This is a genomic window from Rhodococcus sp. WB9, from assembly GCF_007558985.1.
Taxonomy (GTDB): Bacteria; Actinomycetota; Actinomycetes; order Mycobacteriales; family Mycobacteriaceae; genus Rhodococcus_F; species Rhodococcus_F opacus.
The window spans coordinates 3,584,687-3,602,643 of record NZ_CP041769.1 but is presented as its reverse complement, the minus strand read 5'-3'; the positions used below and the strand labels follow the sequence as shown (position 1 = coordinate 3,602,643).

Genomic DNA, 17,957 nt, shown 5'->3' with positions numbered 1-17,957 from the left:
CGATGAAACGCACCTCGATCCTCGTCGCAGGCGTGAGCCTCGCGGTCCTCCTCGCCGGCTGTTCGGATTCGTCCGACTCCGACGGCTCGTCGACCGGCACCTCGTCGAAGGCGGCCCCCACGAGCGCGGCGGAACAGTCGCTCGATCTGTCCAAGTTCGGCACGCTGCCGCCGGTCCCGGCGCCGGCCGCGGCCACCGTGGACTGCACGTATCCGGCCGGGCAGCCCGCCGCCAAGGACGTCACCCCGCCGCCCACTTCCGGGGTCTCCACCGAAGGCACCGTCCCGGTCGACCTCCAGACCAGCGCCGGACCGATCGGCCTGGTCCTCGACCGCGCCGAAGCCCCGTGCACGGTCAACAGCTTCACGAGCCTGGCCCAGCAGGGCTACTTCGACGACACACCCTGCCACCGGCTGACCACGGAGCTCGGCCTGCAGGTCCTGCAGTGCGGCGATCCCAGCGGGAAGGGCACCGGCGGACCGGGCTACGGATTCACCACCGAGTACCCGGAGACGGCGTTCGCGCCGAACGATCCGGCACTCGCGAATCCGGTGGTCTACCCGCGCGGCACCGTCGCGATGGCGAACAGCGGGACACCCGGCAGCAACGGCAGCCAGTTCTTCCTCGTCTACGCCGACTCGGTGCTCCCGCCCAACTACACCGTGTTCGGGACGATCTCCGAGGAGGGCCTCGCGACCGTCGAGAAGATCGCGGCGGACGGCGACGACGGATCCATGTCCGCAGGCGGCGGCAAGCCCAACACCCCGGTCCAGATCGAGACCGTGAAGGTCGGCTGACCCTCTCCCCCCGGCTACACGAACGGGACGGTCGTTCGATCAGATCGAGCGACCGTCCCGTTCGTCGGTGCTACGCGGCGGACGTCACCCGGTACACGTCGTACACGCCCTCGACGTTGCGGACCACGTTCAGCACGTGCCCGAGGTGCTTCGGGTCGCCCATCTCGAACGTGAACTTGCTGATCGCCACCCGGTCGCCGGACGTCGTCACGGACGCGGACAGGATGTTGACCTTCTCGTCCGCGAGCGCCTTCGTCACGTCCGACAGCAGCCGGTGCCGATCGAGTGCCTCGATCTGGATGGCCACCAGGAACACCGACGACGGCGACGGCGCCCACTTGACCTCGATGATGCGCTCGGACTGCTCCTGCAGAGAGCCCGCGTTGGTGCAGTCGGTGCGGTGAACACTGACCGCGCCGCCCCGGGTCACGAAACCCATGATCTCGTCGCCGGGAACCGGTGTGCAGCACTTGGCCAGCTTGGCGACCGTGCCCTCTGCGCCGGGAACCAGCACACCCGCGTCGCCGGTGCTCCGAGGGCGCATCGGCATCGTGGACGGAGTCGACCGCTCGGCCAGCTCCTCCTCGACGTCGCCGACACCGCCCAGGTGGGCCACCAGACGCTGGACGACGTGCTGCGCCGACACGTGGCTCTCACCGACGGCCGTGTACAGCATCGACACGTCGGTGTAGTGCAGTTCGTGCGCGATGGACGCCATCGATTCGGCGTTCATCAGGCGCTGCAGCGGCAGCCCGACCCGCCGCACCTCCTTCGCGATGGCGTCCTTGCCCGCCTCGAGCGCCTCTTCACGACGTTCCTTGGCGAACCATTGCCGGATCTTCGTCTTGGCGCGCGGGGAGACGACGAACGTCTGCCAGTCGCGGCTCGGGCCTGCGTTGACGGCCTTCGACGTGAAGACCTCCACGACCTCGCCGTTCTCGAGCTTGCGTTCGAGCGCCACCAGCCTGCCGTTGACCCGGGCGCCGATACACCGGTGCCCGACCTCCGTGTGCACGGCGTACGCGAAGTCGACGGGTGTCGACCCGGCGGGCAGCGTCACCACGTCGCCCTTGGGGGTGAAGACGAAGATCTCCTTGACCGCGAGGTCGTAGCGGAGCGACTCGAGGAACTCCCCCGGGTCGGCGGCCTCACGCTGCCAGTCGAGGAGCTGACGCATCCACGCCATGTCGTCGACCTCGGCGACGTCACCGGAGTGCCTGCCCTTGGTCTCCTTGTACCGCCAGTGCGCGGCGATACCGAACTCGGCGGTCCGGTGCATGTCGTGGGTGCGGATCTGCACTTCGAGGGGTTTGCCCTCCGGCCCGACCACGGTGGTGTGCAGCGACTGGTAGACGCCGTAGCGCGGCTGCGCGATGTAGTCCTTGAACCGGCCCGCCATCGGCTGCCACAGCGAGTGGACGACGCCGACGGCCGCATAGCAGTCGCGGACCTCGTCGCACAGGATTCGCACGCCGACCAGGTCGTGGATGTCGTCGAAGTCGCGGCCCTTGACGATCATCTTCTGGTAGATCGACCAGTAGTGCTTGGGCCTGCCCTCGACGACGGCGTTGATGCGCGAGGCCGTCAGCGTCGCGTTGATTTCCGCGCGAACCTTCGCGAGGTAGGTGTCGCGGGACGGCGCACGGTCTGCGACGAGCCGCACGATCTCGTCGTACTTCTTGGGATGCAGGATCGCGAAGGACAGGTCCTCGAGTTCCCACTTCACGGTCGCCATGCCCAGCCGGTGGGCCAGGGGCGCGATCACCTCGAGCGTTTCGCGGGCCTTGCGGGCCTGCTTCTCGGGCGGCAGGAACCGCATGGTCCGCATGTTGTGGAGCCGGTCGGCCACCTTGATCACCAGCACGCGGGGGTCGCGGGCCATCGCGATGATCATCTTGCGGATGGTTTCGCCCTCGGCGGCGTTGCCGAGTACCACCTTGTCGAGTTTGGTGACGCCGTCGACGAGGTGGGCGACCTCTTCGCCGAACTCGTCGGTCAACTGCTCGAGGGAGTAGCCGGTGTCTTCGACGGTGTCGTGGAGCAGGGCCGCGACCAGCGTGGTCGTGTCCATCCCTAGTTCGGCGAGGATGCTGGCGACGGCGAGCGGATGCGTGATGTACGGGTCGCCCGACTTGCGGCGCTGGCTGGCGTGCCGCTCCTCCGCGACGTCGTAGGCGCGTTGCAGGAGCGCCAGGTCCGCCTTCGGATAGAGCTCGCGATGCAGGCTGACGAGGGGTTCGAGAACCGGCCGGATGGTCGTGTTCCGCTGACCCGTGATGCGCCGGGCGAGTCGCGCTCGTACCCGGCGCGATGCGGACGCCGGAACGGCGAATCCCTGTGCTCCACGGTTGTTGCCGGAAGCCGGGTTCGCTGCAGGTGACTCGGCATCGGATTGCGCAGACGAGGTTGATCCCGTGTTCTGCGACCGATCAAGATTCGAAGTCATGCCGTCACCTCCTACCACTGAAATGGCTCGGGCCGTGCGGCCCTGGTTGGTCTCGGGCATGTGCCCCGGTGGCCGTGACGACCACCAGGCACAACTTTAGTACTCAGACCGTGACGAGGGACGTGAGCGGGTACTTTCCGAGCCGCTCCCGGCCACCCAGCGCGGCGATCTCCAGGACCACGGCGACACCGATCACCCGGGCACCTGCGGATTCCACCAGTCGCGCCGTGGCGTCGAGGGTTCCGCCGGTGGCCAGGACGTCGTCGACGACGAGCACCGAGCGCCCGTCCAGACCGATCGATCCGCTCGGAATCTCCAGCGTGGCCGTTCCGTATTCGAGGGTGTACGACTGCGACAGCACGGGCGGCGGCAGTTTGCCCGACTTCCGCACGGCCACCACACCGGAGCCCAGTTCCCGGGCGACGCCGCCGCCGAGGAGGAACCCCCGCGCGTCGACGGCGGCAATCACGTCCGCCTCCGGGGCGCAGGCGGCGAGCGCGTCGACGACGACGCGGAAACCGTCCGCGTCGGAGAAGACCGGCGTCAGATCGGCGAACCGCACCCCGGGTTGCGGAAAGTCGTCGGCCCACCGGGTGAGCCGGTTGACGGCGTCACGCGCCGAAGAATGGTCGATCACCTGCGCAGAACCCACCTGTCCATGTTCCAGCCGGCGCCCGAACGCGTCGGATTGACTGCTCCCGCCTGCAAACCTGTTGCGAACGCGACGGTCCGCGGCTGGTCGAACAGCGGCACCGTGGGCACGTCCGACCACAGGATGTTCTCCGCCTCCGTCGACAACGACAGCTGGGCGGCGGTGGAGCTGTCGACCGCGAGTTGATCGACGATCTGATCGACGCGGCCGTTGCTGTAGTCCCCGAAGTTCGATCGGATACCGCTGCGGAGGGCGTACATCGCGGTCGTGGCCGCCGCCGTGCCTGCGGCGCCGGGAGCGGCGGCCGTGCCAGCGAGGACCACGTCCACCTGCCCCTCGCGCAGCATCGACGGCGTGAACTCGGGCGACGCGACGTCCTGCACGGTGATACCGGCCGGGGCACACGCCGCTGCCACCGCCGCCACGATCTCGGCACGACGCGGGTTCGGACCCAGGTATCCGACACGGACGGTCGCCGACGTGTTGCCGGTGTCGGCCAGTGCATCCGCCGCCGCTGCGGTGTCCGCCGTCTCGTACCGCCCGCCGACGGCACCGGCCACCGACTCGTGAACAAGACTGTCGGGGGCGGTGACCCGGGTGTCGACCGGGCCCCCGGACGCCGCGCCTGCCTCGTCCGGCTCCGTGGCGATCCCGAACTTCGACGCCAGCTCCTCCCGGGGCAGGCACGCCGCGAACGCCCGCCGTCCGGCCGCGTTCTCGAACAGGCCCGAGGTGGACAGGACGAACTGCTCGACGCTGCGCGACGGCACCTCCGTCACGTCGAACCCGCCGAGATCCAGGTCCGGTGCCGATCCGGCGGCGACGTCGACCACCTCGACCGAACCGTCACCGATCCGCGCACTCACGTCGGAAGACTTGGGCCACACCACGATCCGGGACGTGGCCGGACGGTTCCCCCACCAGCGGTCGTTGGCCACCAGCACGAGGCCCTCGTCCTCGGAGAACGATTCGACCTTGTAGGGGCCGGACGCGGGGAACTTGGCGAGGTCGAGGTCGCCGGGCGCCATCGTCCATCCGTCGTTCCAGAAGTCCGCGACGCGCGTCAATGCGCCCGCGTCCGAATTCTGCACGGCGGCCACGATGTCGGGCACGCCGGCAGCACCGGCGACCACGTGCGCCGGCATCATCGACGTCGCGCCGAACAGCGACTTCCAGTCGGTGACAGTGCGTCCCGCCTTGAACGTGACGACGGCATCCTTCGCGCCCGTCTGGCAGTCGACCCGGTCGATATCCGAGTAGCCGGCGGTGCTCGCCGCATCGAACATCGGGAAACGGCCACTGTTCGCCGCCCACGTCAGCACCAGATCGTCGCAGGACATCGGTACGCCGTCGGAGTAGACGGAGTTCGGATTGAGCTTGTACTGGATGGTGAGGGCGTCCCCGGGCATCGCGTTGGCGGTGCCGATGTCCGTGTCGGCCACCGGTCCGCCTTCCGGCCCCGTGTAGTTGAACCCGGGCAGCACCCGCGCGAACGCCTGACGCGCCCCCGACACCGCACCCGCGACGCTGTTGGCGTTGTAGGTGGTGACGGTGTTGTCGATGGCGTACCCGATCGACGGGATCTGCTCACCCTCCTCGGAACATCCGACGAGCGATCCGGCGAGGACCACGGTCGCGAGGAGGCCGGCACCCGACACGGCCGTAATCCGGCCGCGTCGGGTGTGCGCACCGCGCCGGGTGCTGTGCGATGCGGGCATGTCAGTGCCTCTTCTTGTTGCGCTTCCCGGTGGGACGTGAGCCCGGAGTGGGAGCGGTCGCCGCCGACCGGCGGCGCGGGACGGCGGCGAGCGGCGCGGATGCTGCGACCTCGGCCGCCGGGGTACCGGCCTTCTGGGCACCGCCCTGTGCCAGGGTCGCCCGGCGAGCGAGGACCTTGCGCGTGTGCGCGGCCACCGGACCCCACCGCTCCTTCAGCGTGACCAGCAGGGGGGTCGCGAAGAAGATCGACGAATAGGCGCCGACGATGATGCCGACGAGCTGCACCAGCGCCAGGTCCTTCAGCGTTCCGACACCGAGCATCCAGACCGCGACCACCATCAGCGCGAGCACCGGCAACACGCTGATCAGCGTGGTGTTGATGGACCGCATCAGCGTCTGATTGATCGCCAGGTTCGCCTGCTCGGCGTAGGTGCGACGGGTCAGGTGCAGAATCCCGCGCGTGTTCTCCTCGACCTTGTCGAACACCACCACCGAGTCGTAGAGCGAGAAACCGAGAATCGTCAGCAGACCGATGACGGTCGCCGGGGTCACCTCGAAGCCGACGAGCGAATACACCCCGGCGGTCACGGCGATGTCGAAGAACAGCGCGACGATCGCGGCGATCGCCATGTCACGCTCGAACCGGACTGCGATGTACACGCTCACGATCACCAGGAACACAAGCAGCGCGATCAGCGCCTTCTGGGTGATCTGCCCGCCCCACGTCTCGCTGACGTCGGCGATGCTGATCACGTTCTTGCTGACGTTGCCGTCACTGTCCTTCGGCTGGAACTCGTCGTACAACGCGTCCTGAAGCGTCACAACCTGCGCCGCGTCGAGTGCCTCGGAGCGGATCTGCACGGTCGCGCTCGAACCCGAGCCCACCGTCTGCACCGAGACGGGATCCATGCCCAGCGCCTCGGAGTAGACCTCCTCCACCTGCGCGGTGTCCACCCCGCCACCGGCGGGGAACTGGATCCGCGATCCACCCTCGAAATCGATACCCAGGGTGAACCCGCGGACGAGGATGCTCAGCAACGAGATCAACACGATCGTGCCGGTCAGGATGTAGTAGAAGCGCCGACGCCCGACCACCTCGAAGGCGCCGGTTCCGGTGTAGAGCCGCGACAGCAGGCTGTGCTGGGGCATCGACGACTGGTTGACGCCCGAATCGGACAGCGAAGACTCGGGGTCCGTCTGCGACGCAGACTGGGACGTGGTCGATTCGCTCATACTCGTGACTCCTTCGCCGACGCTGCGGCAGCCTTGCGTTCCTTGGCGATCTGCTGCACGGCACCCAGCCCGTTGACACTGGGCTTCGACCAGAACGGCGACTTCGAGGCCAGGTGGACCAGCGGCCACGTCACCAGGAACACCACGACGACATCGAGGACGGTGGTCAGGCCGAGGGTGAACGCGAAGCCGCGCACCTGGCCGATTGCGAGGACGTACAGCACCGCGGCGGCGATGAAGCTGACCGCGTTACCGGACAGGATGGTTCGGCGTGCACGGGCCCAGCCGCGCGGAACCGCGGACCGGAAACTGCGTCCCTCCCGCATCTCGTCCTTGATTCTCTCGAAGAACACCACGAACGAGTCGGCGGTCATACCGATACCGATGATCAGACCGGCGATGCCCGCGAGGTCGAGGGTGAAATTGATGTACCGGCCGAGCAGCACCATGATCGCGTAGACCATCACACCGGACAGCACCAGCGACAGCGCCGTCAGCACCCCGAGCATGCGGTAGTAGAGCAGGCAGTAGAGCAGCACCAGGACCAGACCCACCAGACCGGCGATGAGACCGGCCTCCAGCGAGGCGAGACCCAGCGTCGCCGACACGGTCTCCGCCTCCGACGCCGCGAACGACAGCGGCAGCGAGCCGTACTTCAGGGTGTTCGCGAGTTCTTTCGCGCTTTCCGCGGTGAACGAGCCGGTGATCGACGTCGAGCTGCCTGCGGGTGTCGCGCCCTGGACGACCGGTGCGCTCACCACCTTGGAGTCGAGCGTGAACGCGGCCTGCTTGCCGATGTTCTGCGACGTGAACGTGGCCCAGGTGTTGCTGCCCTCGGACTTGAACGTCAGGCTCACCTCGTGCCGCGACTGCTGGGAGTTGTAGCCGGACGTCGCGTCGGCGATCTCCTGTCCGTCGATGATCGCCGGTTCGAGCAGGTACACGGCCTGACCGTCGGTGGAGCACGCGACGAGCGGCAGGGCCGGGTCGTCGTTGCCGCGCAGCGGGTCGGGCACGCTGCAGTCGAGTGTCGCCATGGCCTGCTGCTGTACGGCCGGGTCGGTGCTCTGACGCGTGGCCCGCGCTGCCGCGATCTCGTCGGCCGCCTCGGCGGTCTCGGTACCGGAGGCGTCGGCGGGCGCCGGTTCCGCGGTCGGAGCCGGCTCGGGAGAGGTCGACGGATCCTGAGCCGGGAACGGCCGGTTCTGGGGCGCGGGAGTCTCGGTTCCGGCGGGAGTCGGGGCCGGCGTCTCACCGGCGGCGGGTGCCTGCGTGCCGGCAGGAGCCGCGGCCTGCGACGTCTGGACGGGACGGACGTACAACCGCGCCGTCTGGCCGAGCGAACGCGCCTGTGCGCTGTCGTCGCCGGGGACGGTGATGACGAGGTTGTCGCCGTCGATGACCACCTCGGAGCCGGACACGCCGAGTCCGTTCACACGGGTCTCGATGATCTCCTGGGCCTGCCGCAGGCTGTCCGGCGTCGGCTTGCTGCCGTCCGGGGTGCGTGCGGTGAGGGTGACTCGGGTCCCACCTTGCAGGTCGATGCCCAGCTTGGGTGTCGCGGACTTGTCGCCGGTGAAGAACACCAGGGCATACAGAACCGCCACGAGCACCGCGAAAACGGTGAGGTAGCGGACGGGATGCACCGATCCTGTGGAAGGTGCCACGATCTCTATGTCTCCTCAGTACGTGCAGTTCGGGTGGGAACGTTCACAGCGCACCGAACCGGCAACGCAGGGCTGTGCCCCGGTTGCCGCGCCCGGGGCGCCTGCGACGCGACGGCTGCGGAATTACGCCGCGGAAGCGTCGATCAATCCTTGTTCAGCCGCGGCGTGCTGTCGCCGCCGTTCTCACGATCCTCGCGCACGATGTCGGTGGCGGGGGCCTCGGCGTCGATCGACTCGTGGTCGATGGAACCGTCACCCTGCAGCGGGGCGTCGACGATCTGCTCGCGGACGACGAGACGCGACCACGTGGTGACCACGCCGGGAGCGATCTCGAGGTCGATCGTCTCGTCACCAATTGCGACGACGGTGCCGTGCAGACCGGCGGTCGTGAGGACGCGGTCGCCGACCGAGAGCGAGTCCTGCAGAGCGCTCACCTTGGCCGCCTCCTTCTTCTGTCGGCGGATCCCCAGGAACATGGGGACGAGCAGCGCCAGAATCAGGAGCGGGAAGAGAAAATCCATCTGTAAGTCAACCTCGAGGTATGTCGCACGGTCCGAAGCACTGGTCCCGGTTGGACCGATGCAATACACCAGTGTGCCATCACCGGCCCGGACACCGGTTCGCTCGGCACGACGCGGGCGTTTCTCCGGGGGTCGATCAGGGATCTTCCGGATCGAACAGGGAGGCCTGCGGCTCGTTGACGCGGACCTCGATTCCGCCGGTCACAGCGTCAGGCGGCGGGGTCAGGCCCAGTTGCGTCCACGCGGCGGCCGTGGCGACACGGCCGCGGGGTGTCCTGGCGATCATTCCGGCGCGGACGAGGAAGGGCTCACACACCTCCTCGACGGTGGCGGGCTCCTCACCCACCGCGACGGCCAGGGTGGACACCCCGACCGGGCCGCCGCCGAAGCTGCGCACGAGGGCACTGAGAACGGACCGGTCGAGACGGTCGAGTCCCAGTTGGTCGACGTCGTAGACGGCGAGGGCAGCATGGGCGATCTCCCGGGTGACGACGCCGTCCGCCCGGACCTCGGCGTAGTCGCGAACGCGGCGGAGGAGGCGGTTGGCGATGCGGGGCGTGCCCCGGGACCGGCTCGCGATCTCGGCGCCGGCCTCCTCGCCGAGTTGCACTCCGAGAATGCCCGCCGATCGCATGAGGATCTGCTTCAGTTCCGCGGGTTCGTAGAAGTCCATGTGTGCGGTGAAGCCGAACCGGTCGCGCAGCGGCCCGGTGAGTGCCCCGGAGCGCGTGGTGGCCCCGACCAGGGTGAACGGCGCGACCTCGAGGGGAATGGACGTGGCACCGGGCCCCTTGCCGACCACGACGTCGACCCGGAAGTCCTCCATCGCGAGGTAGAGCATCTCTTCGGCAGGCCGGGCGATGCGGTGGATCTCGTCGATGAACAGCACGTCGCCCTCGACGAGATTGCTCAGCATGGCGGCCAGATCGCCCGCCCGTTCCAGCGCCGGACCCGACGTCAGCCTCAGCGAGGATCCCAGTTCGGCGGCGATGATCATCGCCATGCTGGTCTTCCCCAGCCCGGGCGGGCCCGAGAGGAGGATGTGGTCGGGGGTGCCGCCGCGCATCTTGGCGCCGGTCAGGACGAGTTGCAACTGCTCCCGGACCCGCGGTTGCCCGATGAAGTCGTGGAGGTTCTTCGGCCGCAGGCTGGCCTCGATGTCGCCGTCACCGGCGACGAGATCGGCCGAGACCGGTGACTCCTCGTCGTAGTCGCCGCCGGGTTCGGGATTCATCTGGTCTTCCCGAGCAGGGAGAGGGCGGAGCGCAGCGCGGACGAGGTGGTCGACTCGGGCGCCTCGGCGAGGACGGCGTCGGTGGCCTGTTCCGCCTGCTTGCCCGGGAATCCGAGCCCGACCAGGGCTTCGACGATCTGGTCACGGACCGATCCGCCGCCGCCCGCACCGAGCGGCACCGCCCCGGCCGTGGACGCGACGGCGTCGACCTTGTCGCGCAGTTCGACGACCATTCGCTCCGCCCCGCGCTTGCCGATGCCCGGCACCCGCGTGAGCGCCGTGACGTTGCCCTCGGCCAGTGCCGCCCGCAACGCGTCGGGTTCGAGGACGGCGAGGGTCGCCATCGCCAGGCGCGGGCCGACTCCGGACACGGTCTGGAGCAGCCCGAACAACTCCTTGGACTCCGAGTCGGGGAACCCGTACAGCGTCATCGAGTCCTCGCGGACGATCATCGCCGTGACCAGCCGGGCCTCGGTTCCCCGCTGCAGTCCGCCGAGGGTGGCCGGCGTCGCGTTCACGCGGTATCCCACTCCGGCGGATTCGATCACCGCATGGTCGAGGGCGATCTCGAGCACCTCGCCGCGGACGGACGCGATCATCGTGTACCTGCCTTCTTCACTTCGGCCAGTCGGGCCTGGTAGCGACGTTTCTGTTCGGCGGCCGCGGCTTCGGCGCGGGCCATGCGTTCGATCATCGGAGCCCGCCAGCAATGGCAGATCGCCAGTGCCAGCGCGTCCGCCGCGTCGGCCGGTTTGGGTGCGGCCGCCAGTTTGAGGATGCGCGTCACCATCGCCGTCACCTGAGCCTTGTCTGCCGAGCCACTCCCGGTGACGGCGGCCTTGACCTCACTGGGGGTATGGAAACACACGGGGATGCCGCGGCGCGCGGCGACGAGGGCGACGACGCCACCCGCCTGCGCGGTGCCCATCGCGGTGCGCACGTTGTGCTGGGAGAACACCCGCTCGATCGCCACGACCTCGGGCCGGTGCAGATCGATCCACGATTCGGCCGCTTCGGAGATGCGCAGCAGCCTGGACGCCAACTCGAGGTCGGCCGGGGTCCGGACCACGTCGACGGCGATCGGGGTGACGGTGCGGCCGCTCCCGCCGTCCACCACCCCGAATCCGCACCGAGTCAGACCGGGATCCACACCCAGCACACGCACGCAAAGCCACCTCTCCCACGCCGAACAGCTGTTCGATAGCTTAGCCGTGGGGTCGGACGAGTCGGCGCATCAACACGCAGGACGGGGCGGGGCTGGCGAGCACCGCTCCCCCGCCCCGCCCCGTGCGTCGTGCGATCAGTCGTCGAGTTCCGCGAGCACCTCGTCGGACAGGTCGACGTTGGTGTAGACGTTCTGGACGTCGTCGGACTCCTCGAGCGCGTCGACGAGCTTGAACACCTTGCGGGCTCCGTCCGCGTCGACCGGAACCTCGACGGACGCGCGGAAGTCTGCCTCGGCGGAGTCGTAGTCGATTCCCGCCTCCTGCAGTGCGCTCCGGACGGCGACGAGGTCGGTGGGCTCGCTCACGATCTCGAACGTGTCGCCGAGGTCGGTGACCTCTTCGGCACCCGCATCGAGGACCGCCACCAGCACGTCGTCCTCGGTCTGGTCACCCTTCTCCAGAGTGACGACGCCCTTGCGCGTGAACAGGTAGGACACGGAACCGGGGTCGGCCATGTTGCCGCCGTTGCGGGTCATCGCGGTACGTACCTCGCCGGCCGCACGGTTGCGGTTGTCGGTCAGGCACTCGATGAGGACGGCGACACCGTTGGGTCCGTAGCCCTCGTACATGATGGTCTGCCAGTCGGCGCCGCCCGCTTCTTCACCGGCGCCGCGCTTGCGGGCGCGCTCGATGTTGTCGTTGGGGACCGATGTCTTCTTGGCCTTCTGGATGGCGTCGTACAGGGTGGGGTTTCCCGCAGGATCGCCACCGCCGGTACGGGCCGCCACCTCGATGTTCTTGATCAGCTTCGCGAAGGCTTTGCCACGCTTGGCATCGATCACAGCCTTCTTGTGCTTGGTGGTGGCCCATTTGGAGTGGCCGCTCATGCGATTCAAGCCCCTTTCCTGCTGCCTTTGGCACGCCGAATGCGCGGTTTCAGCTTTGACGATGTTACCCGCAGCCCGGCCGCCCCTGCGCGTTCCCGGGGTAACAACTCGCATAAGTCGGCATTGTTTGCATAGAATGCAAACATGTTGATGCGGGTCGACCACAGCTCCACCACCCCGCTGGGTGAACAGATCGCCGCCAATGTGCGCGGCGCGTTCCTGCGCGGCGAGATCGGCGCGGGCGATCGGCTCCCCTCCGCCCGGGCGCTGGCCGAGTCCATCGACGTCAACCTCCACACCGTGCTGCGCGCGTACGCCGCGCTGCGCGACGAGGGCCTGATCGACCTCCGCCGGGGCCGGGGTGCGGTCGTCCGCGCCGACACGGACCCGGTACACACCGGATTGACCGAAGCCGCACGCGCTTTCGTGTCCGAGGCACGACGTCTCGGACTCGACACCGAACAGATGCTCGACGTGATCAAGGAGACCACCAGACAATGACGACCTCCCGAACGCGCCTCCTCGCCGCAACCTCGGCGGTGCCCCTCCTCGCGCTCGTGATCGCGAGACTCGCCTGGAGCGGCGAACTGCCACCGGTGGTGGCCAGCCACTGGTCCGGCACCGAACCCGACCGATTCAGCGACACGACCACCTACTTCTGGATCGCTGCCGCCGTCTGCGCGGCCGCCACCGCGATCGCCGGCGCCGTGGCGGCGCGGGTCCGCACCGACGCCGCGCTCTGGCTTCCCGCCACCGTTCTCATCGGGTGGACGGTGGCCACGGCCTGGATCGTCAGCGTCGCCGCCACGATCGAGGGCGGCTCGCCCGAAGCGGCGACGCTGGGCTGGTGGATCATCGTTCCCCTCTTGGGAATTGTGTGGGCGATCGCCACGTTCGCCCTGCTCCCCCGGACGTCGCACTCCGCAGAGAACGGTGCAGCGCCGACGCTGCCCGTCCCCCTGACGCCCGGCGAGCGGGCAGCCTGGACCGGATATGCCCGGGGACGGTGGGCGGGCGTGCTCGCTCTCGCCATGGCCGTGGCCGCCGTCGTCTCCGCGCTGGTGGGGGCGCTCTGGCTCGCCGTCCTGTTCCTCGTCCTGACGATCGCCGGCGGCGGCTTCGCCTCGGTGACCGTGCAGATCGACCGCACGGGACTGACCCTCTCGTCGTGGAACGTCCGCTGGCGGAAGATCCCGCTCGACGCCATCGACGAGGCCCGGGTCACCGAGATCCGCCCCGCGGAATGGGGCGGCTGGGGCTACCGCTTCACGCCGCGCGGGACCGCGGTCGTGATCCGCGCCGGCGAGGGCATCGTGGTGACCCGCACCGGCGGCCGCCCGTTCGCGGTCACCGTGGACGGCGCCGCGCAGGGTGCGGCGCTCCTCAATACACTCGTCGCGCCCCGCCCGGCGGGTTAGGGCGTGTCTCCCGATCCCTCTCGGATGCACCTGGCGAACTCGGGAGCGCCGAAACGGGGATCGGGAGAGATGCCCTAGACCCCGCGGACGATGTCGACGAACAACTCGTGCACCCGCCGGTCGCCCGTCACTTCCGGGTGGAACGACGTGGCCACCACGGAGCCCTGCCGGACGGCCACGATCCGTCCGGCGGCCGCGCCACCCGACTCGGGCACGCGGGCGAGGACCTGCACGTCGTCGCCGACGCGCTCCACCCACGGTGCCCGGATGAACACGGCCCGCATCGGGTCGCCGACGATGCCCTCGAATTCGAGGTCGGACTCGAAGGAGTCGACCTGACGACCGAAGGCGTTGCGGCGCACCGTCATGTCGATCGCACCGAGGTGCTGCGCGTCGGGCCTCGTGTCGAGGATCTCGCTCGCGAGGAGGATCATCCCGGCGCAGGACCCGTAGGCAGGCAACCCGTCGTGCAGGCGCGCCTTCAGCGGTTCGAGCAGTTCGAAGATCTGCAGCAGCTTGCTCATCGTCGTCGACTCGCCGCCCGGAATGACGAGCCCGTCGATCTTCTCGAGCTCCTCCGGGCGCCGGATGCCGACGGCGTCGGCACCCGAATCGTTCAGTGCAGCAAGGTGTTCACGGACGTCGCCCTGCAGGGCGAGTACTCCGACGAGGGGACGGGTCATGCCATGTTTCCTGTCTCGATGTCGCGCTTGTCCTGATCGCGCTGGATGCGGGTCAACCCCTCCTGGACTACGGCGGCGACCATGGTGCCGTTCCGGTCGAACATGCGGCCCTGGGTGAGGGCGCGTCCGAAGCCGGCGGAGGGTGAGGTCTGGTCGTAGAGCAGCCACTCGTCGGCGCGGAACGGGCGCAGGAACCACATGGCGTGATCGAGCGACGCCGTCTGCGTGACCACTCCCGGGTGCGGGACCTTCGACGCGCCGAGGAGCGTCATGTCACTGAGGTAGGCGAGGGTGCAGATGTGGAAGACCTGATCGTCCGGCAGCTTGCTGCGGTACCGCATCCACACCCGTTGCTGCGCGGCGATTCCGGGCGTCTTCCCGGTGGAGTCGGCCGGAACGATGCGGACGTCCCATTCCTTCCACTCCCGGTAGAGATCGGTGGCGGCGAACTCCTCGAGGGTCTGTGCGTCGACGAGCTCTTCGGGGGCGGGGACGGACGGCATCGTATCCTGATGCTCGATGCCCTCGTCCTCGCTGTGGAACGACGCCGACATGGTGAAGATCGCCTTGCCGTCCTGGATTCCGGTGACGCGCCGCGTACAGAAGGATCTGCCGTCCCGGATCCGGTCGACCAGGTACACGGTGGGTTTCGCGGGATTTCCGGGGCGCAGAAAGTACCCGTGCAGAGAGTGGACCTTGAACGCCTCGTCGACGGTACGGACCGCGGACACCAGCGACTGACCCGCGACCTGCCCGCCGAACGTCCTCTTCAGAACAGACGGATGAACCGCGCCGCGGAAGATGTCCTTCTCCAGCGCTTCGAGTTCGAGAACGTCCTCGATGCTCGCCATGAGCCCTCCTTCTGTGCCTGGTCAAGGTTATCCGCCCGGTTCGGGCTCGAGGCACGATGGGTGCCATGACGATGTTCACACCGACGAGCCCGGACGGTCTCGTCGCCCTCGTCACCGAACGCTGCCTCGCCGTTCACGGCACCGCCGTCGTCGCGATCGACGCGCCCGACGGCGCGCAGCCCCTGCCCCTCGCGGACGCGGTATGCGCGTCGCTGCGGGAGCAGGGCCGCCCCTGTGACGTCGTGTCCCTCCACGACTACGTCCGTCCCGCCTCCCAGCGGTTCGAGCACGGACGCGACGACGAACTCAGCTACCGCACCCTCTGGTTCGACTACGACGCCCTGAACCGCGAGGTGGTGCGGTCGGTCCGCACCGACCGCCGGTGGTTGCCGCGCCTGTGGGACGAGGACGAGGATCGCTCGGCCCGCTGCGCCCGCGTTCCCGCGGCCGACGGTCAGGTGCTTCTCGTCGCCGGCCCGATGCTGCTCGGCCGGGACCTCGACTTCGACGTCACGGTGCAACTCCATCTGGGCGAGGGAGCCCTGATGCGCCGCACCCCGGCCGATCAACGATGGACCGTGCCCGCCCTGCTGCGCCGTGCGGCCGACGTCACGGTCGAACCCGACCTGATGGTGCGGTACGACCATCCGCCGAGGCCCGCGGTCCGGGCGGGCAGCTGAGTCCGCTCACGTCGTGCGCAGGAACCGGGTCAGCCCTTCCTGCACGACGGCAGCGACCAGGTTGCCCTTCCGGTCGAAGATCCGGCCCTGCGCGAGCGCCCGACCGAAACCGGCGGACGGTGACGTCTGGTCGTACAGCAGCCACTCGTCGGCCCGGAACGGTCGCAGGAACCACAGCGCGTGATCGAGTGAGGCACCGTTGATCTCGACACCGGGGTGCGGGGTCATGGCGGAACCGATCAGCGTCATGTCGCTCATGTAGGCCAGTGCGCAGACGTGGAAGACGGGGTCGTCGGGCAGCGTCTTGCGGGACCGGAACCACGCCTGCTGCTGAGCGGCCGCACCGCGCCGGCGGTCGACCTCCCCGTGGCCGACCATCCGGATGTCCCAGTCGGACCACTCCTGGGCGAGCCAGGCGATTTCCGGGTCCTCGGAGTCACTGGCGAACGGCAGGGTATCGGGCGGCGGCACCACGGGCATCTCGTCCTGGTGCTCGATGCCCTCGTCCTCGACCTGGAACGACGCCGACATCGTGAAGATCGCCTGACCGTCCTGGACGGCGCTGACCCGCCGGGTGACGAACGACCGACCGTCCCGGATGCGGTCCACGAGGTACACGATCGGCATCGTGGGGTTTCCGGGGCGGAGGAAGTATCCGTGCAGCGAATGCACCATGAAGCGGGGGTCGACGGTGCGGACCGCCGCCACCAGCGCCTGACCGGCCACCTGCCCGCCGAACGTCCGGGGAAGCATGGTATCGGTCGCTATGCCTCGGAAGATGTTCTCCTCGAGGCGTTCCACTTCCAGGATCTCTTCGATCGTCGCCATCCACGGCCCCTTCCGATGCTCGTCCGCTGACACTCTCACACGGGTCCCGGGCACCGGCGCACCGCACCGCACGAGGCCCCTGTGAGGGCCTCGTGCGGTGCGAACGGAAGCAGTGCGGCGCCGGGAGCGCCGCGATCGATCACAGATCGATCGTGGGGATCACCAGCCGCGTTCGGCGAGCCGGTGCGGGACCGGGATGTCGTCGACGTTGATCCCGACCATCGCCTCACCCAGCCCGCGGGAGACCTTCGCCAGCACGTCCGGGTCGTCGAAGAACGTGGTCGCCTTCACGATCGCCGCGGCCCGCTCCGCCGGGTTACCGGACTTGAAGATGCCCGACCCGACGAACACACCCTCCGCACCGAGCTGCATCATCATCGCCGCATCCGCCGGGGTGGCGATGCCACCGGCGGTGAACATCGTGACCGGCAACTTCCCGGCCCTGGCCACCTCGACGACCAGGTCGTACGGCGCCTGCAGCTCCTTCGCCGCCACATACAGCTCGTCCTCGCTCAGCGAGGTCAACCGGCGGATCTCCCCACCGATCGTCCGCATGTGCGTGGTCGCGTTCGACACGTCACCGGTCCCGGCCTCACCCTTGGACCGGATCATCGCCGCACCCTCGGTGATCCGCCGCAGCGCCTCACCCAGATTGGTGGCACCACACACGAACGGGACGGTGAACTGCCACTTGTCGATATGGTTCGCGTAGTCGGCCGGGGTCAGCACCTCGGACTCGTCGACATAGTCGACACCGAGGGACTGCAGGATCTGCGCCTCCACGAAGTGCCCGATCCGGGCCTTGGCCATCACCGGGATCGACACCGCGGAGATGATGCCGTCGATCATGTCCGGATCACTCATCCGGGACACCCCACCCTGCGCCCGGATGTCCGCGGGCACCCGCTCGAGCGCCATCACCGCCACCGCACCGGCGTCCTCGGCGATCTTCGCCTGATCGGGGGTGACGACGTCCATGATGACCCCGCCCTTCAACATCTCGGCCATGCCACGCTTGACGCGCGCCGTACCGGTGGTGGGGGTGGTGTCGGGGGTGCTCACAGCGAACTCCTGGGTTGTGGCGTGGATTGATTCGATAGCGGCACGCGTGAACGACGACGTTCACGCTGCAGTACCCGATTCTAGGACGAGCGGCAGTCCACTTCCGTAGCCAG

18 protein-coding genes are annotated in these 17,957 nt (G+C 68.7%); 4 read left to right on the top strand and 14 right to left on the bottom strand.

Annotated elements, in window-relative coordinates; genetic code table 11:
• Nucleotides 1-2 precede the first annotated feature (2 nt).
• The gene (locus FND50_RS16745; protein WP_144286412.1) at nt 3-797 is read left to right on the top strand and encodes a peptidylprolyl isomerase; all 795 of its coding nucleotides are present in this window, start codon (nt 3-5) and stop codon (nt 795-797) included.
• 70 nt (nt 798-867) lie between these two features.
• Here FND50_RS16745 and FND50_RS16740 read toward each other — a convergent pair whose 3' ends face one another.
• From FND50_RS16740 to FND50_RS16690, 10 genes are all read right to left on the bottom strand, one after another.
• Nucleotides 868-3,243, bottom strand: coding sequence for a bifunctional (p)ppGpp synthetase/guanosine-3',5'-bis(diphosphate) 3'-pyrophosphohydrolase (locus tag FND50_RS16740; RefSeq protein ID WP_005241006.1), 2,376 nt, complete (start codon nt 3,241-3,243; stop codon nt 868-870).
• Between the two features lie 103 nt (nt 3,244-3,346).
• On the bottom strand, nt 3,347-3,880 hold the full coding sequence (locus FND50_RS16730; RefSeq protein ID WP_051055384.1) for an adenine phosphoribosyltransferase: 534 nt from the start codon (nt 3,878-3,880) through the stop codon (nt 3,347-3,349).
• Nucleotides 3,877-5,613: an ABC transporter substrate-binding protein gene (locus FND50_RS16725; RefSeq protein WP_144286410.1), complete on the bottom strand. Its 1,737-nt coding sequence runs from the start codon at nt 5,611-5,613 to the stop codon at nt 3,877-3,879. The genes FND50_RS16730 and FND50_RS16725 overlap by 4 nt, the downstream gene beginning before the upstream one ends.
• Before the next feature lies 1 nt (nt 5,614).
• Entirely contained in the window at nt 5,615-6,847 is a 1,233-nt protein-coding gene (secF, locus tag FND50_RS16720) for a protein translocase subunit SecF (RefSeq protein ID WP_144286409.1), read from the bottom strand.
• Entirely contained in the window at nt 6,844-8,514 is a 1,671-nt protein-coding gene (gene secD, locus FND50_RS16715) for a protein translocase subunit SecD (RefSeq protein WP_144286408.1), read from the bottom strand. The genes secF and secD overlap by 4 nt, the downstream gene beginning before the upstream one ends.
• Before the next feature lie 143 nt (nt 8,515-8,657).
• A complete protein-coding gene (gene yajC, locus FND50_RS16710) occupies nt 8,658-9,035 on the bottom strand; it encodes a preprotein translocase subunit YajC (protein WP_144286407.1) in 378 nt (125 codons plus the stop codon).
• 136 nt (nt 9,036-9,171) lie between these two features.
• Entirely contained in the window at nt 9,172-10,269 is a 1,098-nt protein-coding gene (gene ruvB / locus FND50_RS16705) for a Holliday junction branch migration DNA helicase RuvB (protein WP_005564209.1), read from the bottom strand.
• Nucleotides 10,266-10,868 (bottom strand): Holliday junction branch migration protein RuvA, encoded by a 603-nt coding sequence (ruvA, locus tag FND50_RS16700; protein WP_144286406.1) that lies wholly within the window; start codon nt 10,866-10,868, stop codon nt 10,266-10,268. The genes ruvB and ruvA overlap by 4 nt, the downstream gene beginning before the upstream one ends.
• A complete protein-coding gene (gene ruvC / locus FND50_RS16695) occupies nt 10,865-11,434 on the bottom strand; it encodes a crossover junction endodeoxyribonuclease RuvC (RefSeq protein ID WP_144286405.1) in 570 nt (189 codons plus the stop codon). Before ruvC ends, ruvA begins: the two co-directional genes overlap by 4 nt.
• A gap of 135 nt (nt 11,435-11,569) precedes the next feature.
• Entirely contained in the window at nt 11,570-12,322 is a 753-nt protein-coding gene (locus FND50_RS16690; RefSeq protein ID WP_144286404.1) for a YebC/PmpR family DNA-binding transcriptional regulator, read from the bottom strand.
• A 144-nt stretch (nt 12,323-12,466) separates the two neighbouring features.
• Here FND50_RS16690 and FND50_RS16685 point away from each other — a divergent pair, with 144 nt between their 5' ends.
• Together FND50_RS16685 and FND50_RS16680 are read left to right on the top strand one after the other, a co-directional pair.
• Nucleotides 12,467-12,823, top strand: coding sequence for a GntR family transcriptional regulator (locus tag FND50_RS16685; RefSeq protein ID WP_144286403.1), 357 nt, complete (start codon nt 12,467-12,469; stop codon nt 12,821-12,823).
• The gene (locus FND50_RS16680) at nt 12,820-13,740 is read left to right on the top strand and encodes a hypothetical protein (RefSeq protein WP_144286402.1); all 921 of its coding nucleotides are present in this window, start codon (nt 12,820-12,822) and stop codon (nt 13,738-13,740) included. Before FND50_RS16685 ends, FND50_RS16680 begins: the two co-directional genes overlap by 4 nt.
• 74 nt (nt 13,741-13,814) lie before the next feature.
• On the opposite strand, the gene pdxT is transcribed toward FND50_RS16680, so the two are convergent.
• A complete protein-coding gene (gene pdxT / locus FND50_RS16675) occupies nt 13,815-14,423 on the bottom strand; it encodes a pyridoxal 5'-phosphate synthase glutaminase subunit PdxT (RefSeq protein ID WP_005240983.1) in 609 nt (202 codons plus the stop codon).
• Nucleotides 14,420-15,274, bottom strand: coding sequence for an acyl-CoA thioesterase II (gene tesB, locus FND50_RS16670; protein WP_005260880.1), 855 nt, complete (start codon nt 15,272-15,274; stop codon nt 14,420-14,422). The genes pdxT and tesB overlap by 4 nt, the downstream gene beginning before the upstream one ends.
• Before the next feature lie 56 nt (nt 15,275-15,330).
• On the opposite strand from tesB, the gene FND50_RS16665 reads away from it, so the two are divergent.
• Entirely contained in the window at nt 15,331-15,954 is a 624-nt protein-coding gene (locus FND50_RS16665) for a hypothetical protein (RefSeq protein ID WP_144286401.1), read from the top strand.
• A 6-nt stretch (nt 15,955-15,960) separates the two neighbouring features.
• Here the strand turns inward: FND50_RS16665 and FND50_RS16660 are convergent, their stop codons facing one another.
• Nucleotides 15,961-16,782 carry an acyl-CoA thioesterase II gene (locus tag FND50_RS16660; RefSeq protein ID WP_144286400.1) on the bottom strand — a complete coding sequence of 274 codons (822 nt, stop codon included), beginning with the start codon at nt 16,780-16,782 and terminating at the stop codon, nt 15,961-15,963.
• A gap of 159 nt (nt 16,783-16,941) precedes the next feature.
• The gene (gene pdxS, locus FND50_RS16655) at nt 16,942-17,844 is read right to left on the bottom strand and encodes a pyridoxal 5'-phosphate synthase lyase subunit PdxS (protein WP_144286399.1); all 903 of its coding nucleotides are present in this window, start codon (nt 17,842-17,844) and stop codon (nt 16,942-16,944) included.
• Nucleotides 17,845-17,957 lie beyond the last annotated feature (113 nt).